The 25,669-nt window shown below is 64.7% G+C and carries 26 protein-coding genes; 19 read left to right on the top strand and 7 right to left on the bottom strand.

Annotation, left to right across the window (positions count from 1 at the left end; translation table 11 throughout):
* Positions 1 to 24: 24 nt before the first annotated feature.
* Positions 25 to 624: a hypothetical protein gene (locus BLV45_RS00500; RefSeq protein ID WP_143130370.1), complete on the bottom strand. Its 600-nt coding sequence runs from the start codon at positions 622 to 624 to the stop codon at positions 25 to 27.
* Here BLV45_RS00500 and BLV45_RS00495 point away from each other — a divergent pair.
* Positions 619 to 885, top strand: a complete 267-nt coding sequence (locus BLV45_RS00495; RefSeq protein WP_143130369.1) for a hypothetical protein — start codon at positions 619 to 621, stop codon at positions 883 to 885. The two genes, BLV45_RS00500 and BLV45_RS00495, sit on opposite strands and share 6 nt — an antisense overlap.
* 18 nt (positions 886 to 903) lie before the next feature.
* Here BLV45_RS00495 and BLV45_RS00490 read toward each other — a convergent pair whose 3' ends face one another.
* The gene (locus BLV45_RS00490) at positions 904 to 1,506 is read right to left on the bottom strand and encodes an RBBP9/YdeN family alpha/beta hydrolase (RefSeq protein ID WP_090530898.1); all 603 of its coding nucleotides are present in this window, start codon (positions 1,504 to 1,506) and stop codon (positions 904 to 906) included.
* A gap of 202 nt (positions 1,507 to 1,708) precedes the next feature.
* Here BLV45_RS00490 and BLV45_RS00485 point away from each other — a divergent pair, with 202 nt between their 5' ends.
* The 7 genes from BLV45_RS00485 to BLV45_RS00455 all read left to right on the top strand — a co-directional run bounded on the left by BLV45_RS00485 (position 1,709) and on the right by BLV45_RS00455 (position 6,305).
* Positions 1,709 to 2,155 (top strand): VOC family protein, encoded by a 447-nt coding sequence (locus BLV45_RS00485; protein WP_176954043.1) that lies wholly within the window; start codon positions 1,709 to 1,711, stop codon positions 2,153 to 2,155.
* A gap of 39 nt (positions 2,156 to 2,194) precedes the next feature.
* Entirely contained in the window at positions 2,195 to 3,136 is a 942-nt protein-coding gene (locus BLV45_RS00480; RefSeq protein ID WP_090527399.1) for a 2-hydroxyacid dehydrogenase, read from the top strand.
* A gap of 45 nt (positions 3,137 to 3,181) precedes the next feature.
* Positions 3,182 to 4,108, top strand: coding sequence for a hydroxymethylglutaryl-CoA lyase (locus BLV45_RS00475; protein ID WP_090527396.1), 927 nt, complete (start codon positions 3,182 to 3,184; stop codon positions 4,106 to 4,108).
* Between the two features lie 67 nt (positions 4,109 to 4,175).
* On the top strand, positions 4,176 to 4,706 hold the full coding sequence (locus BLV45_RS00470) for a YbaK/EbsC family protein (protein WP_090527392.1): 531 nt from the start codon (positions 4,176 to 4,178) through the stop codon (positions 4,704 to 4,706).
* Entirely contained in the window at positions 4,703 to 4,945 is a 243-nt protein-coding gene (locus tag BLV45_RS00465; protein WP_090527390.1) for a DUF1289 domain-containing protein, read from the top strand. Before BLV45_RS00470 ends, BLV45_RS00465 begins: the two co-directional genes overlap by 4 nt.
* Positions 4,942 to 5,391, top strand: coding sequence for a MaoC family dehydratase (locus tag BLV45_RS00460; RefSeq protein ID WP_090527388.1), 450 nt, complete (start codon positions 4,942 to 4,944; stop codon positions 5,389 to 5,391). Before BLV45_RS00465 ends, BLV45_RS00460 begins: the two co-directional genes overlap by 4 nt.
* The gene (locus tag BLV45_RS00455) at positions 5,388 to 6,305 is read left to right on the top strand and encodes an MBL fold metallo-hydrolase (protein WP_090527385.1); all 918 of its coding nucleotides are present in this window, start codon (positions 5,388 to 5,390) and stop codon (positions 6,303 to 6,305) included. The genes BLV45_RS00460 and BLV45_RS00455 overlap by 4 nt, the downstream gene beginning before the upstream one ends.
* A 285-nt stretch (positions 6,306 to 6,590) precedes the next feature.
* Here the strand turns inward: BLV45_RS00455 and BLV45_RS00450 are convergent, their stop codons facing one another.
* The gene (locus BLV45_RS00450; protein WP_090527382.1) at positions 6,591 to 7,490 is read right to left on the bottom strand and encodes a DMT family transporter; all 900 of its coding nucleotides are present in this window, start codon (positions 7,488 to 7,490) and stop codon (positions 6,591 to 6,593) included.
* A 115-nt stretch (positions 7,491 to 7,605) separates the two neighbouring features.
* Between BLV45_RS00450 and BLV45_RS00445 the strand changes: the two genes are divergently transcribed.
* Complete coding sequence (locus BLV45_RS00445; RefSeq protein ID WP_090530891.1) at positions 7,606 to 8,091, top strand: Lrp/AsnC family transcriptional regulator; 486 nt, start codon at positions 7,606 to 7,608, stop codon at positions 8,089 to 8,091.
* A gap of 49 nt (positions 8,092 to 8,140) precedes the next feature.
* Here the strand turns inward: BLV45_RS00445 and BLV45_RS00440 are convergent, their stop codons facing one another.
* Positions 8,141 to 9,031 (bottom strand): alpha/beta fold hydrolase, encoded by an 891-nt coding sequence (locus BLV45_RS00440; RefSeq protein ID WP_090527380.1) that lies wholly within the window; start codon positions 9,029 to 9,031, stop codon positions 8,141 to 8,143.
* A gap of 285 nt (positions 9,032 to 9,316) precedes the next feature.
* Here BLV45_RS00440 and BLV45_RS00435 point away from each other — a divergent pair, with 285 nt between their 5' ends.
* Positions 9,317 to 10,270 carry an NAD(P)H-dependent flavin oxidoreductase gene (locus BLV45_RS00435; protein ID WP_090527377.1) on the top strand — a complete coding sequence of 318 codons (954 nt, stop codon included), beginning with the start codon at positions 9,317 to 9,319 and terminating at the stop codon, positions 10,268 to 10,270.
* A gap of 36 nt (positions 10,271 to 10,306) precedes the next feature.
* Here the strand turns inward: BLV45_RS00435 and BLV45_RS00430 are convergent, their stop codons facing one another.
* On the bottom strand, positions 10,307 to 11,245 hold the full coding sequence (locus BLV45_RS00430; RefSeq protein WP_090527373.1) for a LysR family transcriptional regulator: 939 nt from the start codon (positions 11,243 to 11,245) through the stop codon (positions 10,307 to 10,309).
* A gap of 217 nt (positions 11,246 to 11,462) precedes the next feature.
* Positions 11,463 to 12,551: a porin gene (locus tag BLV45_RS00425; RefSeq protein WP_090527369.1), complete on the bottom strand. Its 1,089-nt coding sequence runs from the start codon at positions 12,549 to 12,551 to the stop codon at positions 11,463 to 11,465.
* Between the two features lie 360 nt (positions 12,552 to 12,911).
* Here BLV45_RS00425 and BLV45_RS27365 point away from each other — a divergent pair, with 360 nt between their 5' ends.
* The gene (locus BLV45_RS27365; RefSeq protein ID WP_176954042.1) at positions 12,912 to 13,082 is read left to right on the top strand and encodes a hypothetical protein; all 171 of its coding nucleotides are present in this window, start codon (positions 12,912 to 12,914) and stop codon (positions 13,080 to 13,082) included.
* A 155-nt stretch (positions 13,083 to 13,237) separates the two neighbouring features.
* Here the strand turns inward: BLV45_RS27365 and BLV45_RS27360 are convergent, their stop codons facing one another.
* On the bottom strand, positions 13,238 to 13,696 hold the full coding sequence (locus BLV45_RS27360) for a hypothetical protein (protein WP_176954041.1): 459 nt from the start codon (positions 13,694 to 13,696) through the stop codon (positions 13,238 to 13,240).
* A 588-nt stretch (positions 13,697 to 14,284) separates the two neighbouring features.
* Here BLV45_RS27360 and BLV45_RS00415 point away from each other — a divergent pair.
* From BLV45_RS00415 to BLV45_RS00380, 8 genes are all read left to right on the top strand, one after another.
* Positions 14,285 to 15,310 carry a bile acid:sodium symporter family protein gene (locus tag BLV45_RS00415; protein WP_090530888.1) on the top strand — a complete coding sequence of 342 codons (1,026 nt, stop codon included), beginning with the start codon at positions 14,285 to 14,287 and terminating at the stop codon, positions 15,308 to 15,310.
* A 278-nt stretch (positions 15,311 to 15,588) separates the two neighbouring features.
* Positions 15,589 to 17,433: an EAL domain-containing protein gene (locus BLV45_RS00410; protein ID WP_090527366.1), complete on the top strand. Its 1,845-nt coding sequence runs from the start codon at positions 15,589 to 15,591 to the stop codon at positions 17,431 to 17,433.
* Between the two features lie 313 nt (positions 17,434 to 17,746).
* Positions 17,747 to 18,733, top strand: coding sequence for a LacI family DNA-binding transcriptional regulator (locus tag BLV45_RS00405; RefSeq protein WP_090527363.1), 987 nt, complete (start codon positions 17,747 to 17,749; stop codon positions 18,731 to 18,733).
* Positions 18,730 to 20,004, top strand: coding sequence for an AGE family epimerase/isomerase (locus BLV45_RS00400; RefSeq protein WP_090527360.1), 1,275 nt, complete (start codon positions 18,730 to 18,732; stop codon positions 20,002 to 20,004). Before BLV45_RS00405 ends, BLV45_RS00400 begins: the two co-directional genes overlap by 4 nt.
* Before the next feature lie 5 nt (positions 20,005 to 20,009).
* The gene (locus BLV45_RS00395) at positions 20,010 to 20,924 is read left to right on the top strand and encodes a carbohydrate kinase family protein (protein WP_090530884.1); all 915 of its coding nucleotides are present in this window, start codon (positions 20,010 to 20,012) and stop codon (positions 20,922 to 20,924) included.
* Between the two features lie 147 nt (positions 20,925 to 21,071).
* Complete coding sequence (locus tag BLV45_RS00390) at positions 21,072 to 21,293, top strand: hypothetical protein (protein ID WP_090527358.1); 222 nt, start codon at positions 21,072 to 21,074, stop codon at positions 21,291 to 21,293.
* Between the two features lie 92 nt (positions 21,294 to 21,385).
* Positions 21,386 to 21,631, top strand: coding sequence for a hypothetical protein (locus BLV45_RS00385; protein WP_090527355.1), 246 nt, complete (start codon positions 21,386 to 21,388; stop codon positions 21,629 to 21,631).
* Between the two features lie 288 nt (positions 21,632 to 21,919).
* Positions 21,920 to 25,546, top strand: coding sequence for an indolepyruvate ferredoxin oxidoreductase family protein (locus BLV45_RS00380; protein WP_090527352.1), 3,627 nt, complete (start codon positions 21,920 to 21,922; stop codon positions 25,544 to 25,546).
* Positions 25,547 to 25,669 lie beyond the last annotated feature (123 nt).

Below are 25,669 nucleotides of genomic sequence, written 5' to 3'. Positions count from 1 at the left end.
GCAAATACGCACGAAACGTCGCATTCAGCGTTTCGCCGAAGTGAGGAGGAAGAGATGACCGTACACATCAGCAGACTCGATGCTGCCTGGAGGCAACTCAAGGAAGACGTCCAGGTATTGCGGCACGACATCCGCGACGTTCGCGACGTCGTGTTCAACGGTTTCCGTGACCTTCGCGCAGAATTTCGGGCAGAACAAGGCGCGCTTCGGGATCAGTCCCGCGCCGACAATAGCGCGCTGCGAGTCGAGATTCGCGCCGACGTCAGCGAAATTCGCACGGAGCTCGGTCAAGGCCGAACTGAAGCCCATACCGATATCGGCGACCTTGGGACCGAAACGCGCACGGAATTCAAATCGGTCCACACCGAGATCAGCGATCTCAGAACCGAAATGCATGCCGACTTCAAGTCGGTCCACACCGAGGTCGGTGACCTTCGAACCGAAACGCGCACGGAATTCAAATCGGTCCGCACCGAGATCAGCGATCTCAGAACCGAAATGCATGCTGATTCCAGGTCGCTCCACACCGAGGTCGGTGACCTTCGGACCGAAATGCGCGCTGAAATCGGTGGCCTTCGGACCGAAATGCACACTGAAATCGGTGACCTTCGAACGGAAATGCACGCTGAAATCGGCGGTCTTCGAACGGAAATGCATGCTGACATCGGCAGCCTTCGAACGGAAATGCACGCTGAAATCGGTGACCTTCGAACGGAAGTGCGCACTGACATCGGCGGCCTTCGAACGGAAGTGCGCACTGATATCGCCAATGTCCGTACCAGCATCGCCGGCTTCCGAAGCGAGCTTCGCCTGGAAATCCGTCTCATGTGGGCAGGATTCTTTGCGTTGGCCGGCATCATGGCGAAAGGCTTTAACTGGTTCTGACTGGCGCAGACCGGTCGCTCACACCAGTGCCTGCACCTCGCGCTCCGTCGCTTCCTCACGAAATCGCAGCGGCGCCGCGCAATGCGCCAGCGTATCGACAAAGTACTTCGCTCGGGGCCAGGGTCCAAACCCTGCCGCCGTATTGATGTGCCCCGCGTCGCCCAGATTGACGAACGCACTCCCCAGACGCGCTGCCATTTCGCGCGCGCCGGCAAGCGGCATCCACGGGTCGGTTTCGCTCGCGATCAGGATGGACGGGATGCCCAGCCTTCGTGCGTCGAACGCGCCGGCGAACGCGAATTTCTCCGGGCTCGCCGGTGCGACGAACAGCACGCCCACGACATCGCTTGCGTACGCGGCCTGCTGCAACGCATGCGCAGTCGCCAGGCACCCGAAGCTATGCGCGGCGAGTACGAATGGACCACGCTCGCGCGCGATCAGATCGCGGACCGATCGTGACCACTGGACGAGTTCAGGTGCATCCCAGTCAGTCTGTTCGACGCGCAGCGAGCGGGCGAACTGCCGTTCGAGCCAGGTTTGCCAGTGCGCGCCTTCGCTGCCATGCAGGCCGGGCACGGTGACGAGGCGCGGCGGCCACGCCGATTTGCTGCAGGACATGATTCTCCTCACGGGCGGAATCCTTAAAATGCATTGTCGCGTGCGATTCCCCGCCGTCGAACCAATTTATCGTGCTTTGTTTATCGTATGAATCGGTACGGCAGGCCCGCGGCGGCGATGTTCAGACACAGCGCGCCGCCAGGCGGCGCGCGCGTTGCCTCGTGAAAAAGTAGAATGAGGCCTGGCCATAAAAGGAGAACGCTTCATGTCGCAAGCACCGTCCCCACACGCGCGTGGACTGCAACCGTTCCACCTTGCATTTCCGGTAACCAGCCTCGCGAACGCCCGCGCGTTCTACGGTGACCTGCTGGGTTGCGCCGAGGGCCGCAGTTCGCCGGAATGGGTCGACTTCGATTTCTTCGGCCATCAACTGGTCGCCCATCTGGCGCCGGACGAGGTGAGCCGCGCCGCCGTCAACGCCGTCGACGGCGACGACGTACCGGTCCGTCACTTCGGCGTCGTGCTGTCCATGGACGACTGGCACGCGCTCGCGGAACGTCTGAAGGCTGCGGGTACGCGCTTCATCATCGAGCCGCATATCCGCTTCAAGGGCGAGGTTGGCGAGCAGGCAACCATGTTCTTCCTCGATCCGTGCGGCAATGCGCTCGAATTCAAGGCCTTCAGGGACATTGGAAGGCTCTTCGCGAAATGACACGCTTCGCCACCGCCACCGGCCTGCACACGTGAGCCTATGAGGATACTTTTCTACATGCCGCATGCAGACGCGGGCGCGTGGCTGCATGACTTCGCCCGCGCGCTGCCGGATGCCGATCTGCGTGAGTGGCAGCCAGGCGACCGCGCGCCGGCCGACTTCGCCGTCGTGTGGCGCCCGCCGCGCGAAATGTTCGAAGGCCGCGACGACCTGCGCGCCGTGTTCAATCTCGGCGCCGGTGTCGATGCGATCCTCGCGCTCGAACAGGCGCATCCCGGCACGCTCCCGCGTCACGCGCAGGTCGTGCGTCTCGAAGACTCCGGCATGGCGCCGCAGATGGCCGAGTACGTCACGTATGCCGTGCTGCGCCACATGCGCCGGTTCGACGAGTACGAACGTCAACAGGCCGAACGGCACTGGCGGGAACTCGACCCGCATCCGCGCGCGACGTTCACCGTCGGCGTGCTCGGCCTTGGCGTGCTCGGCGCGCATGTCGCGAAAACGCTCGCGTCGTTCGGTCTGCCGGTGCGCGGCTACAGCCGCGGCGCCAAACAGATCGACCGCGTGACGACATACGCGGGCGAAGCGCAGCTCGATGCGTTCCTCGATGGCGTCAAGGTGCTGGTGAACCTGCTGCCGCACACGCCTGACACCCGCGATGTGCTGAACGCCCGAACCTTTTCGAAGCTTGCGCGCGGTGCGTATCTCGTCAACGTGGCGCGCGGTGGACACCTTGTCGAACAGGATCTGCTCGACGCGCTCGCGCACGGCCAGCTCGCCGGCGCGATGCTCGACGTCTTCCGCGAAGAACCGTTGCCGCCCGGACATCCGTTCTGGCGCGAGCCGCGCATCACGATCACGCCGCATATCTCGGCCGCGACGTTGCGCGAAGACAGCGTCGTGCAGGTCGCGCGCAAGATCCAGGCGCTGATGCGCGGCGAGCCGGTCACCGGCGTGGTCGATCTCGTTCGCGGATACTGAACACAACACAATCAATACGCCGCCCGATGCGGCAGGAGACAGGTCATGGCGTTGCCCCAGTCAGTCAAGATCGTTGAAGTCGGTCCGCGCGACGGACTTCAGAATGAAAAAGAGTTCGTCCCGACCCCCATCAAGGTTGACCTGATCAACCGGCTGTCGGCGGCGGGATTTCGTAACGTCGAATCCGCGTCGTTCGTTTCGCCGAAATGGGTGCCGCAGATGGCCGACGGTGCCGACGTGATGGCTGGCATCGCGCGCCGTCCGGGCACGATTTACTCGGTGCTGACGCCGAACCTGCGCGGCTTCGAAGGCGCGCTCGCCGCGAAGGCCGATGAGATCGTGATCTTCGGCGCGGCGAGCGAGGCGTTCTCGCAGAAGAACATCAATTGCAGCATCGCCGAAAGCATCGCGCGCTTCGAGCCGGTTGCGCAGGCCGCGAAAGCGGCCGGGCTACGCATTCGCGGCAGCGTGTCGTGCGCGCTCGGATGTCCGTATCAGGGCGAAGTGCCGGTCGCATCGGTGGTCGACGTGGTCGAACGCTTCGCGGCGCTTGGCTGCGACGAAATCGATATCGCCGATACGATCGGCGTCGGTACCCCGAAACGCACACGCGAAGTCTTCGCGGCCGTGACGAACGTGTTCCCCCGCGAACGCCTGTCGGGCCACTTCCACGATACGTACGGTCAGGCACTCGCCAACATCTACGCCGCGCTGAACGAAGGCATCGAGATCTATCACGCGTCAGTGGCCGGGCTGGGCGGCTGCCCTTACGCGAAAGGCGCGACCGGCAACGTCGCCACCGAGGACGTCCTGTATCTGATGAACGGTCTCGGCATCGAAACCGGCATCGACCTGGCTCAGGTCGTCGCGATTGGCGACTTCATCTCGACCGCGACCGGCAAGCCGAACGCATCGCGCGCGGGCAAGGCGCTCCTTGCGAAAGCGCGCAGCGAAGAGGCGCGGTGCGCCTGATGCCACATCACCGCCACATTAGCGCCACGCGATCACAGCAAACAGAAAGCAGAACGGAACAGCAACCATGACGGACAGCACCTCCACGACCTCTCACGAATCCGGCAACCTCGGCGATCTGCCCGACTCCGCCCGCCGCGTCGCGCTGCTGCTGCGCGAACACGGTCACGCGAAGCCGGTTGTCATGCTGCCGGAAACGGGCAAGACATCGGCGGAAGCGGCGGCCGGGCTCGGCTGCTCGGTGGCGCAGATCGCCAAGTCGATCCTGTTTCGCCGGCGCGACGACGACGCGCCCATACTCGTGATCGCGAGCGGCGTGAACCGCGTCGACGAAAAGAAAGTGGCGGCACGAGTCGGTGCAATCGGACGCGCGGACGCGAAGTTCGTGCGCGAGAAAACCGGCTACGCGATCGGTGGTGTGTGCCCGATCGGCCATGCGACGCCGCCCGTCACGCTGATCGACGCCGACCTGCTCGCACTCGACAGCCTGTGGGCCGCGGCCGGCCATCCGCACGCGGTGTTCAACCTTTCGCCGCAGGAACTCGTCGCGCTGACCGGCGCACCGGTTGCCGACGTCGCGCTTCGCGAGCCTGCATGACGACGGGCAGCAACGCCGCAAACGGAAAAAGCGGCACAGCGAACATCGCACCGGTGCCGTCGCCGTGCATCGACGTCTGTCGCATGAACCGTGCAACCGGGTGGTGCGAAGGCTGTCTGCGCACGATCGATGAAATCGCCGGCTGGTCGTCGCTCGACGATCGGCAAAAGCATGCGGTCTGGGACGCCATCGATGCGCGCCACGCACGACTCATCGCTGAAAAGAAGGTGCCGACGTGAACGCGCCGCCCCGGGTTGTGACAATCGGCGAGACGTTCAGCAGCACGCTCGCGCTATCGGCGGATTCGGTGAAGTCGTTCGCTTCGCTGGTAAACGATCTGAATCCGCTCCATCACGACGACGCCTATGCGGCCGCAAGCCGCTTTGGCGGACTGATCGCATCGGGCACGCAGCCGTCGGCGCATTTCATGGCGCTGCTCGCGACGCATTTCTCGACGTACGCGCAGCCACTCGGTCTCGAGTTCGACATCAAGCTGAAGAAGGCCGTCTACGCGAACGACATGCTGACCATCACGTGGCGCGTGCGCGATGCGTGGTGGAAGCCGGGCCTCAACGGCGACCTCACGCAACTCGACGGCAACGTCGTGAACCAGCGCGGCGAAACGGTGCTGATCGGCACCTCCACTATTCTCGTCATGCCGAAACCGGAGCGCGCCGCACGATGATCACGCTACCCGCGTCGATGCGCGTCTTCGAACGCGGCTGGCTGTCGTCAAACAATGTACTGCTCGTCGACGAAGCGTGCGCGGCGCTCGTCGACACCGGCTATGCGTCGCACGCACAGCAAACGCTCGCGCTCGTTCAACGGGCGCTCGGCGAGCGGCCGCTGGATCTGATCGTCAACACGCATCTGCATTCGGACCATTGCGGCGGCAACGCGCTGTTGCAGGCAACCTGGCCATGCCGAACGGCGATTCCGTCGCTGGAAGCGGACGCCGTGCGCGCATGGGACGAAGCGCGCCTCACCTTCCGCGCGACCGGGCAAACGTGCGGGCGCTTCGGGTTCACCGAGACGATTGAGCCCGGCGCGACGCTCACGCTCGGCGCGCTGCAATGGGACGTGGTCGGCGCGCCCGGACACGATCCGCATTCGCTGATGCTGTACTGCCCGGCCGAACGTGTGCTGATCAGCGCCGATGCGCTGTGGGAAAACGGCTTCGGCGTGATCTTTCCCGAACTGGAAGGCGAAAGCGGCTTCGCGGAGGAACAGGCGGTGCTCGAGCGGATCGCGCAACTCGACGTGCGCGTAGTCATCCCCGGCCACGGCGCGCCGTTCACCGACGTCCTGCCGGCACTCGAACGGGCGTTTTCGCGCGTGGCGTGGCTGCGCGCCGATCCCGCGCGCAACGCGAAGAACGCATTGAAGGTCTTGATCGTGTTCAAGCTGCTGGACGTGCGCTCAATGACGTTCGACACGCTGCTGGCCATGCTGGATGAAGCGGACGCGATGCGCGCCGCCGCCACGATGCTCGCACCGCGAGCATCGTGGCCGGCGCTGCTGGCGGAACTGGTCGACGGGCTGGCGAAGAGCGGCGCGCTGGGCGTCGATGGCGAGCGCATTCTCGCGCCCACGGCGTGAGGCCGCCCGCGGACGCCCTCTGCGCACGGCTACGTCCAAAAGGGACAGCACAAAAAAGAAAGCCGCTCACCAGCGATGGCGAACGGCGCAATTTTTTGACGACGTGATCAACGTCGAGACGGATGATACCGAGCGGACCTTTCGAACGCATCGGTGATTTCCCTACAGGAGCATGACAATCGCTGTAAACCCGCATGCCGCTTGATGATGCGAGCCGCACGTCGTAAGCGTTCGTCGCCTTCACGACCGGTCATTGAACGCGGCAATCCACGAAAAAACCGCCCCTCAAGATGCCGAATAACGTCGCTGCGGCACGATGCGCCAGCCGAGATTGACGCCCGCGGCGGCGAGCAGAATGAGCACCGCGCCCGCCACCTGCATCCACGCGAGCTTCTGCCCGAACGCCACGCGATCCACGGCGATGGCGACGACCGGATAGATGAACGAAAGCGCGCCGGTCATCGCGGTCGGCAGCTTCTGGATCGCGCCGTAGAGCAGCACGTACATCACGCCGGTATTGACGATGCCGAGCGTCGCCAGCTTCAGCCATTGCGTGCCGCTCTCGGGCAGCGCGTCGAAATGGACGAACGGCGCGAGCATCAGCACGCCGAGTCCGACCTGGATCAGCGCGATCAGATGCGGCGGCGTACCCTTCAGGTGCTTCGTGATGATCGACGACACGGCATAAAGAAACGCCGCGCCAACCGCGAACGCGACGCCTTCGAGATACTCGCCGGGCACCGCGAGCACCGCCGGCTCGACCTTGACGACCAGCACGAGCCCGACGAACGCCACGAGCAGCCACGCCACGACAGATGCCGTGATGCGCTCGCGAAACACGACCGCCCCGAGCGCGACCAGCATGAACGGCTGCGTGTTGTAGACGGCCGTCGCCATCGAGATCGACGCACGCGAATACGCCGCGAACAGCAGAATCCAGTTGGCGACGATCGCCGCGCTGCCGAGCGCCGTGAGCCCGAGCATGCGCCACGAGAACAGCTCGCGACGAAAGAGGCCGAGCGCCGCGCACACGATGGCGAGCGTCGCCGAGCCGAAGACGCACCGGAAGAACACCACGTTTTCCGACGATTGCCGCGACGACACGACGAGCCAGCCGATCGCGCCCGACATCAGCATTGCAACGGTCATTTCGGCGGCGCCGCGCCGGATTTCGCCTGAAGCCATGATTCGATCCTTCCTGCCGGTTCCTTACCTAGCAGGAGTGTAATTAATCCGGCGAATCGAATACATGGATAAACTTAAGCCACAGGCTGGAATCACCTTTCGAATGAAGGTTGACATGACAAAACGCCTTTTCTCCGACGTCGCCCCCGTCGCGCTCGACGACATCGACCGCGCGCTCATCGCCGCACTCGCCGAAGACGCGCGCATCGCGGTGAGCGAACTCGCGCGCCGTGTGGGACTGTCGGCGCCGAGCACCGCGGACCGTTTGCGCAGGCTCGATGCGCAGGGCGTGATCGAGCGCTTCACCGTGCAGCTCGACCCGCGCGCGCTCGGCTACACGCTGCAGGCGATCGTGCGCGTGAAGCCGTTGCCTGGCCAGTTGCATCTCGTGGAAGACGTGATCCGCCGCATCCCGGAGTTCGTGGAATGCGACAAGGTGACCGGCGACGACTGTTTCGTTTGCCGGCTCTTTCTGCGCTCGATCGATCAGCTCGACGCGATCCTGTCGAAGGTGACGGAGCGCGCCGAAACGAGCACGGCGATCGTGAAATCGACGCCCGTCGCGCGCCGGCTGCCGCCGCTCGCTTTCACCGATCAGTAATCGACAACCCGCAGCCCGTGGCCGGCGAACGAAAAAGCACGCGTCGCCCTTACTGATCGACGGCTTCGAAGAACGCGAGCATTTCAGCGACGAGCGCATCCGGCGCTTCTTCCGGAATGTAATGCCCGCACGGCAGCGCGCGTCCGCTGACATCGCGCGCAACGTGCCGCCACTCGTCGAGCGGCTCGAAGCATTTTTCGACGACGCCCTGCGCGCCCCACAGCACGCGCAACGGACAGCCGATCTTGTGACCGCGCTCGATGTCGGCGCGGTCGTGCTCCAGATCGATCGTCGCGGACGCCCGGTAGTCCTCGCACATGGCATGGACCGCGCCCGGCTGGCGCAATGCGTCGCGATACGCGGCGAGCGCTTCGGGCGCGAACGGCGCAAGCCCGGCATGACGGCCGCCCATCACGCGATCGACGTACACATCGGGATGCGCGCCGATCAGCGTCTCCGGCAGCGGCTCGGGCTGGATCAGGAAGAACCAGTGGAAATAAAGCGTGGCGAACGTGCGATCGGTGGCTTCGTACATCGCGAGCGTCGGCGCGATGTCGAGCAGCATCAGACGCTCGACGGCGTCCGGATGATCGAGCGCCATCCGGTGCGCGACGCGTGCGCCGCGATCGTGCGCGCACACCAGAAAGCGCTCGAAGCCGAAGTGCTTCATGAGCGCAACCTGATCCGCCGCCATCGCGCGCTTCGAATAGGGTGTGTGCGACGCGTCGCTCGCCGGTTTCGCCGATGCGCCGTAGCCGCGCAGGTCGGTGGCGATCACGGTGAAATGGTCGGCCAGCCGGGCGGCGCAGCGATGCCAGATCATGTGCGTCTGTGGATGGCCGTGCAGCAGCAGGAGCGGCGGCCCCGCGCCGCCCTTGACGCCGAAAATGTCGATATCGCCGGCGGCGACGCGAAACGGCGTGAATTCCTCGAACGACATGGCTGGCCTCTGGTCATTTTGTGTGTCCCGGCATTGTAGAAGGGGGATGTGTCCCCGGGAGGTGTCCCAGACCACCAATCCATGAAAACCGAACACTCCTTCACAAGCACGTCCGTACTATTCCCTTATAATCGAACGATCGTTCTGAAAAATGATGCGCTGATACGCTGATGACGAACGGCGCGCGCCGCGCCGGCCTCGTCCGCTGCGCTCAGCCGCTACACTCACAGGACCGGGCGCGCCTCGCACCGCGTGTACCGTTCCGCCCACAAGGAGACTTGCGCCATGGCATTGCCCGCCGTCCTGCAGAATCTTGCGTTGCCCGTCGTCGCCTCGCCGATGTTCATCGTCAGCTATCCCGAACTCGTGCTTGCGCAATGCAAGGCCGGTATCGTCGGTTCCTTTCCCGCGCTGAACGCGCGCCCCGCCGAACTGCTCGACGAGTGGCTCACGCAGATCCAGGCATCGCTTGCCGAGCACAAGGCCGCGAATCCGCACGCGGTGATCGGGCCGATCGCGGTCAACCAGATCGTCCATCAGTCGAATACGCGGCTGGAGCACGACGTGCGCGTGTGCGTCGAACACAGGATTCCGATTTTCATCACCAGCCTGCGCGCGCCGTCGAAGGAAATCATCGACGCCGTGCATGGCTACGGCGGCATCGTGCTGCACGACGTGATCAACCTGCGGCACGCGGCGAAAGCGCTGGAAGCGGGCGTCGACGGCCTGATTCTCGTCGCGGCCGGCGCCGGTGGTCACGCGGGCACCACGTCGCCGTTCGCGCTGACCGGCGAAGTGCGAAAAATGTTCGACGGCCCGATCGTGCTGTCGGGCGCGATCGCCAACGGCGGTTCGATCCTGGCGGCCCAGGCAATGGGCGCCGATCTCGCCTACATGGGCACGCGCTTTATCGCGACGCAGGAAGCGCACGCGGTCGAAAGCTACAAGCACGCGATCGTGAATTCCAGCGCATCGGACATCATCTACACGAATCTCTTCACGGGCGTGCATGGCAACTACATCCGCGAGAGCATCGTGAACGCCGGACTGGATCCGGACGCACTGCCGGAATCCGACAAGACCAAGATGAACTTTGGCGGCGACAAGGCCAAGGCGTGGAAAGACATCTGGGGCGCAGGCCAGGGCGTCGGCCTGATGGACGACGTGCCTTCGGTGGGCGAACTCGTCGCGCGTCTGAAGCAGGAATACGAAGCGGCAAAGTCGCGGCTGCGCATCTAGCGCGGCGTTAGCCGTCCTGCGTTGGGCCGATCAGGCTCAGCGCACGGCGGCGGCCTTGATCTGATCGAGCGTCGGCCAGAGCGTCTCGCTCGCAAACCGTTCGGCGAGAAAATCGACGAACGAACGCACCTTCGCCGACAGATGCCGCCGGCTCGCGTACACGACGTGAATCGGCAACTCGCGCGGCGCAAGTTCATCGACGAGGAGCGGCACGAGCCGGCCGGCCGCGAGGTCGTCGCCGATCACTTCGGTGCCGAGCATCGCGATGCCGGCACCCTGCAGCACGACGACGCGCTGCGCCTCCAGATGGTTGACGATCATGTTGCCGGCGAGGCGCAGGCGCGCGCCGGCCAGATCGACGCCCTGCGCGAGGTCCTGCGCCGACACGCCGGTGTACTGGATGAAGTTGTGCTTTTCGAGGTCGGCGAGCGTCTTCGGCGTGCCGTGGCGGCGCAGATAATCCGGCGAAGCGCACAGCACGATGTGCGCCAGCGCGATCTGCCGCGCGATCAGCGAAGACGACTTCAAGCCTGTCGGCGACGCCCGGATCGCGACGTCGAACCCTTCGTCGATCAGTTCGACGACGCGATCCGACAACGTGATGTCGACCGTGACCTGCGGAAACCGCGCCGCGTAATCGGCCAGCGCGCTCATCACGTGACTCAACCCGAACGCCGTGAGCGACGAAACCCGCAGCTTGCCTTGCGGCACCACGCTCACCGCGCCGACCGCCTGCCCGGCTTCGTCGAGTTCGGTCAGCACCTGCGAGAGCCGTTCGTAGTATTCGCGGCCGGCCTCGGTTGGGGCCACCCGGCGCGTCGTGCGGTTGAGCAGGCGCGCACCGAGCTGCTGCTCGAGATGCATCACATGCTTGCTCGCCATCGCAGCCGAAATATCCATCCGCTCCGCCGCGGCGACGAAGCTGCCCGCTTCGACGACGTGGCGAAACACTTTCATGCTGACGAGGGTATCCATGGCTAATCGCTCACAACAGGAATGAATCGGGACTGTCGGAAAGACTTTATCAAGGATCAGTGAGGAAAGCGCGACAGGACCCGGTTGAGCGCGAACAAAAAAGCCCCACGCTCCGAAAGGAGGTGAGGCTCCAGGACTTCTCGCGGCGCCGTTTTCAGGCCGGGCCGCGTTGCGCTGCGAACGAGACCCGTGATGCGCGTGTGCGACGCTATGACGCCTAGAACTTCGCGCGGATACCGACGCCGAACGTGTCGCCCGACGACTGCGAGCTGATCTTGTCGTACATGTAGGCCGCGTAGACGTCCGTGCGCTTCGAGAGCGGATAGTCGTAGCCGAGCGCTGCCGTTTGACGCGTCTGGTCGAGGCCGCCGCCGTCACGCGAGTACGCGTACGACGCCATGACCGTGCCCGGACCCGCCGGCACGGTCACGCCGCCCTGCGCCGTATTGACGTGCCAGCTACCAAGCGCGCCCTGATCGTTCTTCGTGTACATGTACTGGCCGAAGAACTTCACGTACTTCAGGTCGTACGTCAAACCGAGCTGACCCACGCCCTGGCTCTTCAGGCCGAGCACGCCCGACGCACCCGGATTCGTCAGGTCGCCCGGGCTGTTGTTGAAGTTCACGTACTGATACACGGCGGTCGCCGCGAACGGGCCGTGGAAATACAGCACCTGGCCGCTCCACTTCTTCGCGCCGTTCTCGGTCGTGTTGCCGAGCGCGTACATCGCACTCGCCGACAGGCCGTTGAAGTTCGGCGACTGATACTGCACCGCGTTGCTCCAGCCCGAATCGCCGGTCACGCCCTGATCGGTGTTGTACGTCGGGAACGTGCCAAGGCCGAGATAGGTGTGATACACCATCGGCGAGAAGACGTACGAGTCGGTGAACGGGTTGAACAGAATCGTCGAGACGAACAGCGACGTCGTCAGGCGGCCGGCGGTCAGCGTGCCCCACGGCGCTTCGATACCGACGTACGCGTTACGCGAGAACATCGTGTCGCCGGTGAAGCGGCCGTACTGACCGTTCTGCGCGAGGAAGAAGCCTTCCAGGGTGAAGATCGCCTTGTAGCCGTTGCCGAGGTCTTCCGCACCCTTCATGCCCCAGTACGAAGTCGACATCCCGCCACCCGACACAACCCACGACCGCTGGTTGCCCGGAAATTTCTGCGAGCCAACCCACTCGTCTACCTGTCCATAGAGTTGAACGCTCGACTGCGCGAACGCAGTCGATGCGCCTGCCAGCAGCCCGGCGATCACGGTTGCCTTGAGAGCGGTCTTCAGCGTGCGGCTGACGTTTGTTTTCATGGATTCTCCTGTCTTTGTCGAAAGTAAGCGTGGCTGGCGCGGCGGGTTCACTCGCGCAAACGGTTGTTGTTGTCCGTCAGGTCGTCGAGCTGATCTGGGTCAGTGGGCGGAGACTATCTTTGCGGACCATTTTTGTGAAAAAAAATATGTCTGGTTATTGCCGGTATATGGGCCCGCTTAGTTTCTTCGGATAACGGCCTGATAAAGCACGCTCGTACCTGGCGCAGACCGCAGTGCGACATGCGTTCCAGTTCGCCGCAAGCACGCTGGCCATTGCCCCTGTAGACGCGCGGCACGCGCAAACCGTGCGTGCATGATGCGTTGCCGCAACCGGCTCTTCACCGAAGGCCGAATCGTGCCGTGAAGATTGGGTTGGTCAAAAAAGTGTGGTGCGCGCGCGTCATATTGACGGGCGTCAGCGAAGCGCGCCCGCTGCCCGACGACGACCGGTGGCTGATCACAGGTGCAGGAAAAGACGGGCTGGCGCGGAAAACCATGCAGGCCATGACGTTCGGGAGACCGAAATCTTGAGCGATGTCGGACAGCAAACGCACGGAATCTGTTCAGGCGGGTGTAAGGAGAATGTTCGCGTGGGGTGGGTGAGCTTCGCCAGAGTCAGGGTGATGACTCATTCAGTATGGAACGGCGAGGCACGGCAGGCGCTCCGCAGCGACAATCAGCTGCGCTCAATTGCGATACGGCGAGGGTGGCGGTGGACGCGCAACGTCATCCGGCGGATGGGGAATGGAGCGCACGGCACCGCGCTCTTCGTTATAGCGGGCGACGTCGGCACGGATCGATCCGGTGCGGACAACCGGTGCGTTGACGGGAGGACGCGGCACTGGGCGACCTTCGGCGCTCACCGGCGTGATCGCGCCCGCATAACGGACCGGCTTGCCGTCGGCGCGGAACGGACGATCCTGTGCGGCAAGGCGCGTCAAGCCGCTATACGCCGGCGCCGGGCGTCGGGTCATGCCAGGATTGCGGTCGCCCTGGCCCATGCGGGTAGCGGCTTGCAGACCATACCAGTGACCGCCCGGCGCATTCTGCTGCACCGGCCGGAAGAACCCGCCGCCGGGAGCGGCACCGCGAGGCAGGTTGTCGTGCGGAGCAAACGACGGTTTCGCGAAGGCGAGCGTAGCCATGAGCGCAAACAGTGCGCCCAGCAGCCAGTGCAACCCCCTCGAATACCCTGCGTTCACGATCCTTCACCTGCTCGACGATCCGCCGCAGGTTCACCGTTCGAGCATCGGCGGAACCTGATTTGAGCGTCGTGTACACCGGCGACCGGGCACCGGGCCCGACGACTTCCCAATGGCCTGTGAGCAGTAATTTATGGGTGGCCATCCGACGTGTCGAGCCAAAAAATGTTATGCCGCCGGAAGGGTTGTAACACCATGTTACGGCAGGGTTTTTCGTGAAAAATCGCATGAATCAAGGTTCTCCGGGGAGTGGATTGCAGAAGTCCGGCACACCTGATCCGGCGACCCGGAACGGGTCAGTCAATTCAGCCGGATGCATTGCGTCAGACGAAATCGAACCTTTGACCAGAGGCGTAGCGCGCCTGCAACATGCGCGATACGCATTAATCGATTCATCAAATGAATTTGCTTATTCAATCGAAAACGCCGGACAATAGGCGTTTCCATTGATTGCTTTTCGTGACCGGCGCCCTTCTTCGCGCGCCAGTGTTTTTCGCGTCACACTGCATCTATTGCTTCGAGATTTCCGAGATGGCCCGCCCCAAACTGCTTCCCGACAATTTCACGCTGTGCCTCGTCGGCACCGTCATCCTGGCCAGCCTGCTGCCCGTGTCCGGCCAGCCAGCCGTGGCGTTCAACTGGGTGACGAACATTGCCGTCGGGCTGCTGTTTTTCCTGCACGGCGCGAAACTGTCGCGTGAGGCGATCATCGCGGGCGCAACGCACTGGCGACTGCATCTGGTGGTGCTGCTAAGCACGTTCGCGTTCTTTCCGCTGCTCGGCCTCGCGCTCAAACCGCTTCTTTCGCCGCTCGTCACGCCGGCGCTCTATGCGGGCATTCTCTTCCTCTGCACGCTGCCATCGACGGTCCAGTCCTCCATTGCGTTCACCTCGATTGCGAAGGGCAACGTGCCCGCCGCGGTGTGCAGTGCGTCTGCGTCGAGCCTGCTCGGGATCTTCATCACGCCCGCGCTCGTCAGCGTCATCATGACGAACCAGGCTGCCAGCGGCACTTCGGCGTGGCACACGGTATGGAGCATCGTGCTGCAACTGCTCGTGCCGTTCGTGGCCGGGCAGCTGCTGCGCCCGGTGATCGGCCGGTGGATCGAGCGTAACCGCGGCGTGCTGAAGTTCGTCGACCAGGGCTCGATCCTGCTCGTGGTGTATGGCGCCTTCAGCGAAGCCGTGAACGAAGGCATCTGGCATCACATTCCGCTCGCCGCCCTGGCGGGCCTCCTCGTGGTGTGTTCGGTGCTGCTCGCCGTCGCGCTCGCGCTCACGATGTTCGTCAGCAAGCGGCTTGGCTTTAACCGCGCGGATCAGATCACGATCATCTTCTGCGGTTCGAAGAAAAGCCTCGCCGCCGGCGTGCCGATGGCCAAGGTGATTTTTGCCTCGCATGCGGTGGGGGCCGTGGTGCTGCCGCTGATGCTGTTCCACCAGATCCAGCTGATGGTGTGTGCCGCGCTCGCGCAGCGCTGGGGCGCCCGCGATATCAGCCCCGAGAAGCGCGCCGCCAGCAAGGAAGCCGGGCCAGCCACGGTTGCGCGCCGCTGAGCGGATGGATGCGTCGAACAGATAAACCATGAAATCTCCTGAGCGAGAGTACGACGAGGCAACAACCCTCGTGAAACTGGAAAGCCGCCGTGTGCGGCTTTTTTGTTATTTCACGCGACGCCGCGCCCGCCGTCACCTCGGCCGGATGGCCTAGCCAACGACACCCACAACACATCCGCCACGCACCAGCACGGTGCAACGATTCACGAAAGATTCACTTAATTGCGACGCATAACGGCCGTTAAGCCGACAGTCCCCTCGTTTCGGCAAACCCGTCCATGTCTGTTCGCTCGCCCCTCGGCCAACCCTCGTCGGGCATCGAAGATCTGATTGCCCGTCGCGATCTGTCCGCGGTGTTCCAGCCCATCGTCGATTTCGACGACGGGACGATCCTCGGCTACGAAGGCCTGATCCGCGGTCCGTCCGGCTCGCTGCTGGAAGCGCCGCACGCGCTCTTCGCGCAGGCGGCAGCCGAAGGCTGCGCGATCGCACTCGAACGTGCCGCGGCGCGCACATGCATCGAGGCATTCGCGCGCCTCGAATGCGAAGGCAAGCTGTTTCTCAACTTCAGCGCCGGCGCCATCCACGCGCTCGCCGATGCAAGTGAGAGCACGCTTTCGCTCCTGCGGCAGTCGGGCGTCGCGGCGAACCGGATCGTGATCGAACTGACGGAGCAAAGCGCGATTCCGGACATCGGCAGCTTCCTGCCGATCATCCGGGCGCTACGTTCGTCCGGCGCGCAGTTCGCGCTCGACGATTACGGCACGGCGAACGCGAGCATGAACCTGTGGGTGCGCCTGCAACCGGACGTCGTGAAGATCGACCGCTTCTTCATTCACGACATCGCGAGCGACCCGCTCAAGTTCGAGGCCGTCAAGGCGATGCAGCATTTCGCGAACGCGAGCGGCGCGCGGCTCGTCGCGGAGGGCATCGAGAACGAAGCGGACCTGATCGTCGTGCGCGACATGGGGATCGGTTGCGGACAGGGGTATTTCTTCGGGCGCCCACACGCGCGGCCGTCGCGCCTTGTCAGCGACGACGCCCGCGAGGCCATCCGCGCGCATCACATCGCGGTGTTCCCGGAGACGACGCGTACCGTGAGCGCATCGCCGTCGGGCGGCATGGCGTCGGACAGGATGCTCGTGCATGCGCCCGCGCTGCCGCGCGAAGCGACGAATAACGACGTGCTCGATCTCTTCAACCGCCTGCCGGACCTGCATGCGGTTGCCGTCGTCGAGAACGACGAGCCGGTCGCGCTCATCAACCGCCGCGCGTTCATGGACCGTTACGCGCTGCCGTATCACCGCGAGCTGTTCGGCAAGCGCCCGTGCCTGCTGTTCGCGAACGCGTCGCCGGTCGTCATCGAAAAATCGATGACGGTCGAGCAGATGGCGAAACTGCTCGCGAGCGACGACCAGCGCTATCTCGCCGACGGCTTCGTCATTACCGATGACGGCAGGTACGCCGGCCTCGGCACCGGCGAGAAACTCGTGCGCGCGGTCACGGAGGTGCGCATCGAAGCGGCGCGCTACGCGAATCCGCTGACGTTCCTGCCGGGCAACATTCCGATCAGCTCGCACATCGGGCGGCTCGTCAACAACGATGCCACGTTCTGCGCGTGCTACGTCGACCTGAATCACTTCAAGCCGTTCAACGACGAATACGGCTACTGGCAGGGCGACGAGGTGCTGAAGTTCGCGGCCGCCGTGCTCGCCGACGTGTGCGAGCCGACGCGCGATTTTCTCGGGCACGTCGGCGGCGACGATTTCCTGATCCTGTTCCAGAGCGAGGACTGGCTCGAACGGGCAATGGGCGCGATCCACGCCTTCAACGAAGGCGCGCAGCGTTTCTACGCGCCGGCAGACCGGCTGGCGGGCGGCATTCACGGCGAAGACCGGCGCGGCAATTCGACGTTCTTCAGTTTCGTGACGATGGCGATCGGCAGCGTGCGCGTGAAACCGGATAGCGACGCGCGCTATACGAGCGAGGAAATCGCCTCGGTTGCGGCGCTGGCGAAGCGTCGGGCGAAACAGGAACCTTCGGGTTTCGTCCTGATCGACAGCGCCGAAAGCGATGCGCTCCTGCGCGGGCGCATCGAATCGCAAAGCATGGACGACGGCTGAACGCCCGCCCGAAGCAACCCGCACGCGCGCCCACGGCAAGCGCCACGAACGCGCTGCGGCTCGATCCAGACATCACATCGAACTGACACGGCAACCCGGCATCGTGAGGATGCCGTCGCCCGCGCTCGCCCACCAGACGCATGAACAGCGGCTCGTTTAGTTCATTTTACTAAACACATAAAAGTACGATCACAGCCATTGAATACAGCGCTTTACGCGGGTTAACACCGTGCCGTACGGGTTTTCTGGAGACCGTTTTACTATACAATCTCCGGACTCGAAACCAGCGGCCTTCCCGGCCAGCCATACGTACATGGGGACAACCATCCGTGACGTCGCGCGCGCGGCCAGCGTGTCGATCGGCACCGTCTCACGCGCGTTGAAGAACCAGCCCGGTCTCTCCGATGCCACGCGTGTGCGCGTCGTCGAGGCCGCGCGACAGCTCGGCTACGACGCCGCGCAACTGCGTCCGCGTATCCGCCGGCTCACGTTCCTGCTGCATCGCCAGCACAACAATTTCACCGTCAGCCCGTTCTTTTCGCACGTGCTGCACGGCGTCGAGGACGCGTGCCGCGAACGCGGCATCGTGCCGTCGCTGCTGACGGCTGGCCCGACCGAAGACGTGATCCAGCAGATGCGCGTCCATTCGCCGGACGCGGTCGCCGTCGCCGGGTTCGTCGAACCGGAGACGCTCGCCACGCTCGTCGCAATGCAGCGGCCGCTCGTGCTGATCGATCTGTGGGCACCCGGCCTGCGTTCGGTGAATCTCGACAACGCCGAAGGCGCGGCGCTCGCGATGCGGCATCTGTTCGCGCAGAAGCGCACCCGCATCGCGTTTATCGGCGGCTCGCTCGCGCATTTCAGCATCGCGCAGCGCGCGCTCGGCTACCGTCGCGCGTTCTTCGAGGCGGGCCTGCTGTTCGACCCGTCGCTCGAAGTCGCCATGAACGCTGGCCTCGATCCCGACACCGGCGCCGCCCAGGCGATGGAGCGCCTGCTCGACGCCCCGGGCGCGCGCGTCGACGCGGTATTCGCCTACAACGACGCCGCCGCGCTCGCCGCGATGCGCGTCTGTCTCGCGCGCGGCCTGCGCGTGCCGGAAGACATCGCCATCATCGGTTTCGACGATATTCCCGCGGCGGCCCATGCCACGCCGCCGCTGTCGACGATCGCCGTCGACAAGGAAGCGCTCGGCCGGCGCGGCGTCGAGCTGCTGCTCGAAGACGCGCCAGCCGAAACGGAAGTCCGCCTGCCTGTTCAACTCATAGCCCGTGCCAGCACTTCGGTGAAAAAGCCATGACGCAACCCGACCTGAATCACGCCAACCCTCACGCCGAAGCCGCGGTGTCCGTGCCGCCCGTCGCCAGCTTCCGCGAACCGGAATTCCTGCTCTCGCACATCGAGGACACGCTGCGCTTCTACGCGCCGAACGTGCTCGATCCGGGCGGCGGCTTCTTCCACTTCTTCCGCGACGACGGCTCGATCTACGACAAGACCACGCGCCACCTGGTGAGCAGTTGCCGCTACGTCTTCAACTATGCGATGGCATACCGTCAGTTCGGCGATCCGCAGCATCTCGAATACGCCCGCCACGGCATGCGCTTTCTGCACGACGCGCACTGGGACGCCCAGCACGAAGGCTACGACTGGGAGCTCGAATGGCGCGACGGCCACAAGCGCGTACTCGATTCGACGCGCCACTGCTACGGCCTCGCGTTCGTGCTGCTCGCGTATTCGCACGCGGCGATGGCGGGAATCGAGGAAGCGAAGCCGATGATCGCCGCGACCTTCGAGCTGATGGAACACCGCTTCTGGGACGCCGCCGCCGGTCTTTACGCCGACGAGGCATCGGCCGACTGGCACGTGTCGAGCTATCGCGGCCAGAACGCGAACATGCACACCACCGAGGCGCTCCTCGCCGCGTACGAAGCGACCGGCCATCTCGTGTATCTCGACCGGGCGGAACGCGTCGCGTCGAATATCACGCTGCGGCAGGCGAAGCTGTCGCAAGGTCTCGTGTGGGAACATTTCCACGCGGACTGGTCGGTGGACTGGCATTACAACGAGGAAGACAGCTCGAACATCTTCCGTCCGTGGGGTTTTCAGCCGGGACACCAGACCGAATGGGCGAAGCTGCTGCTGATTCTCGAACGTCATCGTCCGCTGCCGTGGCTGCTGCCGCGCGCCATCGAACTCTTCGACGCCGCGATGACGCACGCATGGGACGAAAACCACGGCGGCCTGTACTACGGCTTCGGCCCGGACCACACGGTCTGCGATCATGACAAATACTTCTGGGTGCAGGCCGAAACCTTCGCGACGGCCGCGCTGCTCGGCAAACGCACGGGCAACGAGCGTTTCTGGGACTGGTATGACGAGATCTGGCGTTACAGCTGGGCGCACTTCGTCGATCACCGGTATGGTGCGTGGTATCGCATCCTCACGTGCGACAACCGCAAGTACAGCGACGAAAAGAGCCCGGCCGGCAAGACCGACTATCACACGATGGGCGCGTGTTACGAAGTGCTGACGCACGCACTGGCCGACGCGCCTGTCGAATCCGCACGGTGAGCACCATGACAACGAGCACCGAATTTCCCTTCTTCGTTTCAGCCGGCGACATCCTGACCGACATGGTCCGCACCGACGACTCGCGCTGGCTCTCCGTGCCAGGCGGCGCCGGCTGGAACGTCGCGCGCGCCGTCGCGCGGCTCGGGCTGCGCACGGCCTCGGTGGGTGCGCTCGGCAACGACTGCTTCTCCGACGCGATCTGGAACGCGAGCGTCGCGGCCGACCTCGACATGCGCTTCATGCAGCGCTTCGACCGCTCGCCGCTGCTGGCGATCGTCCACGAGACGCATCCGCCGACCTACTTCTTCATGGGCGACAACAGCGCCGATCTCGCGTTCGATCCGTCGCTGCTGCCGCAAGGCTGGATGGAACAGGTGAAGTGGGCACACTTCGGCTGCATCAGCCTCGTGCGCCAGCCGCTTGGCGATACGCTCGCAAAGCTCGCCGCCGACCTGCGCGCGCGCGGCGTGAAGATCAGCTACGACCCGAACTACCGCAACCTGATGGAACACGGCTACGAGCCGATCCTGCGCAAGATGTCCGCGCTCGCCGACCTGATCAAGGTCTCCGACGAAGACCTGCGCCTGCTGTTCAGGACCGGCGACGAAGCCGCCGCGCTCACGCAGTTGCGCGCGCTGAATCCTGCCGCGACGGTGCTCGTCACGCGCGGGCCGGACACGTCGACGCTCTTCGTCGGCGATGCGGTATACGAAGACCGGCCGCCGCGCGTCGAAGTGGCCGACACCGTCGGGGCCGGCGATGCGTCGATCGGCGGCTTGCTGTTCAGTCTGATGACCGCGCCGCAACGCACGTGGCCCGAACATCTGGCGTTTTCGCTGGCGGCGGGCGCGGCCGCGTGCCGCCATTCGGGCGCGCATTCGCCGACGCTCGACGAAGTCGTCGCGCTGCTGGAAGACTAGGCGGCCAATGCATCGAGACGCGCCGCGCGGCCTGCGTGCGGCGCGCGCGTTTGAGTTCGATACGCCCGATGCACTCGCATGAGCATGCGCCGGTAAGGGTTTAATCCGCGTGCTACGATGGAATCTCCCACTTGCCGGAGTTGCATCATGGCCGAGCTCACCTACACCAAGGGTATCTACACGGCGATCGCAACCGTCCGGGAACTGGCAGTCGACAAGTATCAAGGCGTCGTCTCGCTCGGGCGCGACGACGGTGACGAGCAGGAGAACACCGTCTACGAAGTCGAAGCCACGTCAGCGACGCCCGAAGAGGCGCTCGAGGAAGCCAAGGCGCTCGCCCACCGCATCCTCGGCGAAATCGAACTCTAGACGCAGCAGAAGGTCACACGGTCTATGTAGACCCGGCGCCGCGGCCACGCCGCCGCCGACGCCATTTCCGGACCAACCGGCTGGAGGCGAAGATGGCTGAACAGCTCTTCCTCTACGGTGTGTACGCGATCCATGTGCGCCCGCTCGAACTGCAGGGCGCGCGATGGGACGCGGAATACGAAATCCGTCACCGCGATAAACCTGTCCAGCCGTGGACCACGGTGGGCGGCGACGCGGGCTTCGGCGAACCCGGCGAAGCAGTCGAATCCGCGCATCGTCAGGCGGTCGCCGATATCGAGCACGGCGCGGGCATTCCCAGGCCACGTTCGTTCCCGTAAGCACACGTTTCCACACTCAACGATCCTGCTTGCGGCGCCCCGTCGCGCGGCAAGCGGACCCGGTTGCGCATGCGATATCCAACAGCGCGCCGGCACGCTGGAACGGCGCCGGTAGAACTCACTCAAAAGGGCGAAAAATCGCCCGGGGGCTCGCGCGAATACGCGCGCGTCGCCCCGAGTTAGTAAAAAAACACTCCAATTGGCGATAAAAAATAGAGTCTCTTTCGCTGCAACGGCGTTGCGCTGTCTTTTCCGTTCCAGCGAAGCGATAACAAGGAGACACCCCCAATGACCGCACGACTGCCTGTCGACGGCACGCCCGCCCTCGCCGAATACCGTCTTTCCGACAATCTGACTGCCACGCGCGGCCGCATCTTCCTGACCGGCACGCAGGCGCTCGTGCGCCTGCCGCTGATGCAGCGCGCGCTGGACAAGGCGGGAGGACTGAACACCGCCGGCTTCATCAGCGGCTATCGCGGCTCGCCGCTCGGCATGGTCGACCTGCAGTTGTGGAAGGCGCAGAAACTGCTCGACGCGAGCGACATCCGCTTCCTGCCCGCGATCAACGAGGAACTCGGCGGCACCGCCGTGCTCGGCACGCAGCGCGTGGAGTCGGATCCGGAGCGCACCGTCGAAGGCGTGTTTGCGATGTGGTACGGCAAGGGGCCGGGCGTCGATCGCGCCGGGGATGCGCTGAAGCACGGCAACGCGTACGGCTCGTCGCAGCATGGCGGCGTGCTGGTGGTGGCGGGCGACGATCACGGCTGCGTGTCGTCGTCGATGCCGCATCAGAGCGACTTCGCGATGATGGCGTGGCACATGCCGGTCGTGAATCCGTCGAACATCGCGGACATGCTGGAGTTCGGCCTGTACGGCTGGGCGCTGTCGCGCTTTTCGGGGGCATGGGTCGGCTACAAGGCGATTTCGGAGACGGTCGAATCCGGTTCGACCGTCGATCTCGACGCGCTGCAAACGGAATGGAGCGTGCCGACCGGTTTCGTCGCGCCCGCCGACGGGCTGCACAACCGCTGGCCCGATCTGCCGAGCCTGTCGATCGAAGCGCGGCTCGAAGCCAAGCTCGATGCGGTGCGCCACTTCGCGCGCACGAACAGCATCGACAAATGGATCGCGCCGAGCCCGCACGCGGATGTCGGCATCATCACCTGCGGCAAGGCGCATCTGGACCTGATGGAAGCGCTGCGCCGGCTCGACCTCACCGTCGCCGATCTCGAAGCGGCCGGCGTGCGGATCTACAAGGTCGGCTTGTCGTTCCCGCTGGAAATGGGGCGCATCGATACGTTCGTCGACGGGCTGTCGGAAGTGCTCGTGATCGAGGAGAAAGGTCCGGTCGTCGAACAACAGATCAAGGACTATCTGTACAACCGCCGCGAAGGCGCGCGCCCGGTCGTACTCGGCAAGTACGCCGCGGACGGTTCGCTGCTGCTGTCGGCGCTGGGTGAGCTGCGGCCGTCGCGCATCCTGCCGGTGTTCGCGAACTGGCTCGCGCGGCACAAGCCAGCGCTCGACCGCCGTGAGCGCGTGGTCGATCTGGTCGCGCCGCAGATTCTCTCGAACGCCGCCGACGCCGTGAAGCGCACGCCGTACTTCTGCTCGGGCTGCCCGCACAACACGTCGACGAAGGTGCCGGAAGGCTCGATCGCGCAGGCCGGCATCGGCTGCCACTTCATGGCTTCGTGGATGGAGCGCGACACGACGGGCCTCATCCAGATGGGCGGCGAAGGCGTCGACTGGGCATCGCATTCGATGTTCACGAAAACGCGCCACGTGTTCCAGAACCTCGGCGACGGCACCTACTTCCACTCGGGCATTCTCGCGATCCGCCAGGCGGTCGCGGCGAAAACCAACATCACGTACAAGATTCTCTATAACGACGCCGTCGCGATGACCGGCGGCCAGCCGGTGGACGGCAGCATCTCGGTGCCGCAGATCGCGCGTCAGGTGGAGGCGGAAGGCGTGTCGCGCTTCGTCGTGGTCAGCGACGAGCCTGAAAAGTACGACGGCCATCATGGCCTCTTCCCCGCCGGCACCACGTTCCATCACCGCGACGAAATGGACGCGGTGCAGCGCGTGCTGCGCGAGACGAACGGCGTCACGGTGCTGATCTACGACCAGACCTGCGCGGCGGAGAAGCGCCGCCGCCGGAAGAAAGGCGAGTTTCCCGATCCGGACAAGCGTCTTTTCATCAACGAAGCCGTCTGCGAAGGCTGCGGCGATTGCGGCGTGCAGTCGAACTGCCTGTCGGTCGAGCCGCTTGAAACCACGCTGGGCCGCAAGCGCCGTATCGACCAGTCGTCGTGCAACAAGGACTACTCGTGTGTCAACGGCTTCTGCCCGAGCTTCGTCACGGTCGAAGGCGGCAAGCTGAAGAAGGCCGCCGGCAACGCGTTCGATCCGGCCGCGCTCGCGCAGCGCGTCGACGCGCTGCCGGTGCCGGTCACGCATCTCGACGCCGCGCCGTACGACATTCTGGTGACGGGCGTCGGCGGCACGGGCGTCGTGACGGTGGGCGCGCTGATCAGCATGGCCGCGCATCTGGAAGGCAAGAGCGCGTCGGTGCTCGACTTCATGGGCTTTGCGCAGAAGGGCGGCTCGGTGCTGTCGTTCGTGCGCTTCGCCGCGCGCGACGAATGGCTCAATCAGGTGCGCATCGACACGCAGCAGGCCGACGTGCTGCTCGCATGCGACATGGTGGTCGGCGCGAGCAGCGATGCGCTGCAAACGGTGCGTCATGGCCGCACGCGCATCGTCGTGAACACGCATGCGATTCCGAACGCGTCGTTCGTGCAGAACCCGGACGCGAATCTTCACGCCGACGCGCTGATCGACAAGATGCGCCACGCCGCCGGAGAAGAACGACTGTCGACGTGCGACGCGCAGGCGCTCGCGGGCCGCTTCCTTGGCGATACGATCGGCGCGAACATCCTGATGCTCGGGTTTGCGTGGCAACTGGGTCTCGTGCCGGTGTCGTTCGCGGCGCTGATGCGGGCGATCGAACTGAACAACGTGGCGATCGAAGCGAACAAGCTGGCCTTCGCCATCGGTCGCGTGGCCGCCGCCGATCCGGCTGCGCTCGATGCATTGCTACACACACGCGCCGATGCAGTCGCGCTGCCGTTCGCCGTGGCCAATCACGAAGCGCTCGACGTCGATGCCGTGATCGCCGATCGCGAGACACGTCTCGCGGCATACGGCGGTGCAAGGTATGTGAAGCGCTTCCGTGCGCTGGTCGACCGGGTGCGGACCGCGGAACGGCAGGTTTCTTCTGCCACGGCGACGGGCACGCCGGCCAGCGAACCGCTGACGCGCGCGGTCGCGACAACCTTCTTCAAGCTGCTCGCGGTCAAGGACGAATACGAAGTCGCGCGCCTCTACGCCGACGACGCATTCAGGAAAGCGATCGAAGCGCAATTCGAAGGCATCGCGGGCCGCGACTTTCGCATCGGCTTCAACATGGCGCCGCCGACGGTCACGCGCGCCGCACACGGCGAGCGTCCGAAGAAGGTGAAGTTCGGCCAGTGGATGTGGCCGGTGCTGGGCGGCCTCGCGAAGATCCGCTCGCTGCGCGGCACGCCGCTCGATCTGTTCGGCCGCTCGCTCGAACGCCGGATGGAACGCACGCTGGCAACGGACTACGAAACGACCACCGACGCCCTGCTGCGCACGTTGACGCCCGCTTCGCTCGATCAGGCGATCGAGTTTGCCCAGATCATGCAGCGCGTGCGGGGGTACGGTCCGGTGAAGCTGAACAGTCTGGTCGCGGCAAAGGCACGCGAACGCGCGCTCGCGCGCGGCATGAACGTGGAACCGGCGACTTCGGCTGTCGTGCAGGAAGCGCTGTCGCATATGCGCGGCAGCGGCGCGTTGAGCGGCATTCCCGTGGTGGTCGCGAAATAGGAACGAGGCCGGCGCTGAATGGCGCCGGCCGAAGCGGCAGATCGGGCGCTACCGCGCCCGATCTGCCGTTTTTCAACCGTCCGTGGTCGTCCCGCGGGACGATACGGACCTGCTCAGCCGGAG

It is taken from the genome of Paraburkholderia sartisoli, from assembly GCF_900107685.1.
Classification (GTDB): Bacteria; Pseudomonadota; Gammaproteobacteria; order Burkholderiales; family Burkholderiaceae; genus Paraburkholderia; species Paraburkholderia sartisoli.
Note: the sequence above shows the minus strand (reverse complement) of the source record. Positions and strands in the feature narration are given on the sequence as shown.

What these genes read in the sequence shown, in the direction of transcription:
- BLV45_RS00495 (WP_143130369.1), top strand. Translation starts at nt 619, where the DNA reads ATGCACGCTGAAATCGGCGGTCTTCGAACGGAAATGCATGCTGACATC.
- BLV45_RS00485 (WP_176954043.1), top strand. Translation starts at nt 1,709, where the DNA reads ATGTCGCAAGCACCGTCCCCACACGCGCGTGGACTGCAACCGTTCCAC.
- BLV45_RS00480 (WP_090527399.1), top strand. Translation starts at nt 2,195, where the DNA reads ATGAGGATACTTTTCTACATGCCGCATGCAGACGCGGGCGCGTGGCTG.
- BLV45_RS00475 (WP_090527396.1), top strand. Translation starts at nt 3,182, where the DNA reads ATGGCGTTGCCCCAGTCAGTCAAGATCGTTGAAGTCGGTCCGCGCGAC.
- BLV45_RS00470 (WP_090527392.1), top strand. Translation starts at nt 4,176, where the DNA reads ATGACGGACAGCACCTCCACGACCTCTCACGAATCCGGCAACCTCGGC.
- BLV45_RS00465 (WP_090527390.1), top strand. Translation starts at nt 4,703, where the DNA reads ATGACGACGGGCAGCAACGCCGCAAACGGAAAAAGCGGCACAGCGAAC.
- BLV45_RS00455 (WP_090527385.1), top strand. Translation starts at nt 5,388, where the DNA reads ATGATCACGCTACCCGCGTCGATGCGCGTCTTCGAACGCGGCTGGCTG.
- BLV45_RS00450 (WP_090527382.1), bottom strand. Translation starts at nt 7,490, where the DNA reads ATGGCTTCAGGCGAAATCCGGCGCGGCGCCGCCGAAATGACCGTTGCA.
- BLV45_RS00445 (WP_090530891.1), top strand. Translation starts at nt 7,606, where the DNA reads ATGACAAAACGCCTTTTCTCCGACGTCGCCCCCGTCGCGCTCGACGAC.
- BLV45_RS00440 (WP_090527380.1), bottom strand. Translation starts at nt 9,031, where the DNA reads ATGTCGTTCGAGGAATTCACGCCGTTTCGCGTCGCCGCCGGCGATATC.
- BLV45_RS00435 (WP_090527377.1), top strand. Translation starts at nt 9,317, where the DNA reads ATGGCATTGCCCGCCGTCCTGCAGAATCTTGCGTTGCCCGTCGTCGCC.
- BLV45_RS00430 (WP_090527373.1), bottom strand. Translation starts at nt 11,245, where the DNA reads ATGGATACCCTCGTCAGCATGAAAGTGTTTCGCCACGTCGTCGAAGCG.
- BLV45_RS00425 (WP_090527369.1), bottom strand. Translation starts at nt 12,551, where the DNA reads ATGAAAACAAACGTCAGCCGCACGCTGAAGACCGCTCTCAAGGCAACC.
- BLV45_RS27360 (WP_176954041.1), bottom strand. Translation starts at nt 13,696, where the DNA reads ATGGCTACGCTCGCCTTCGCGAAACCGTCGTTTGCTCCGCACGACAAC.
- BLV45_RS00415 (WP_090530888.1), top strand. Translation starts at nt 14,285, where the DNA reads ATGGCCCGCCCCAAACTGCTTCCCGACAATTTCACGCTGTGCCTCGTC.
- BLV45_RS00410 (WP_090527366.1), top strand. Translation starts at nt 15,589, where the DNA reads ATGTCTGTTCGCTCGCCCCTCGGCCAACCCTCGTCGGGCATCGAAGAT.
- BLV45_RS00405 (WP_090527363.1), top strand. Translation starts at nt 17,747, where the DNA reads ATGGGGACAACCATCCGTGACGTCGCGCGCGCGGCCAGCGTGTCGATC.
- BLV45_RS00400 (WP_090527360.1), top strand. Translation starts at nt 18,730, where the DNA reads ATGACGCAACCCGACCTGAATCACGCCAACCCTCACGCCGAAGCCGCG.
- BLV45_RS00395 (WP_090530884.1), top strand. Translation starts at nt 20,010, where the DNA reads ATGACAACGAGCACCGAATTTCCCTTCTTCGTTTCAGCCGGCGACATC.
- BLV45_RS00390 (WP_090527358.1), top strand. Translation starts at nt 21,072, where the DNA reads ATGGCCGAGCTCACCTACACCAAGGGTATCTACACGGCGATCGCAACC.
- BLV45_RS00385 (WP_090527355.1), top strand. Translation starts at nt 21,386, where the DNA reads ATGGCTGAACAGCTCTTCCTCTACGGTGTGTACGCGATCCATGTGCGC.
- BLV45_RS00380 (WP_090527352.1), top strand. Translation starts at nt 21,920, where the DNA reads ATGACCGCACGACTGCCTGTCGACGGCACGCCCGCCCTCGCCGAATAC.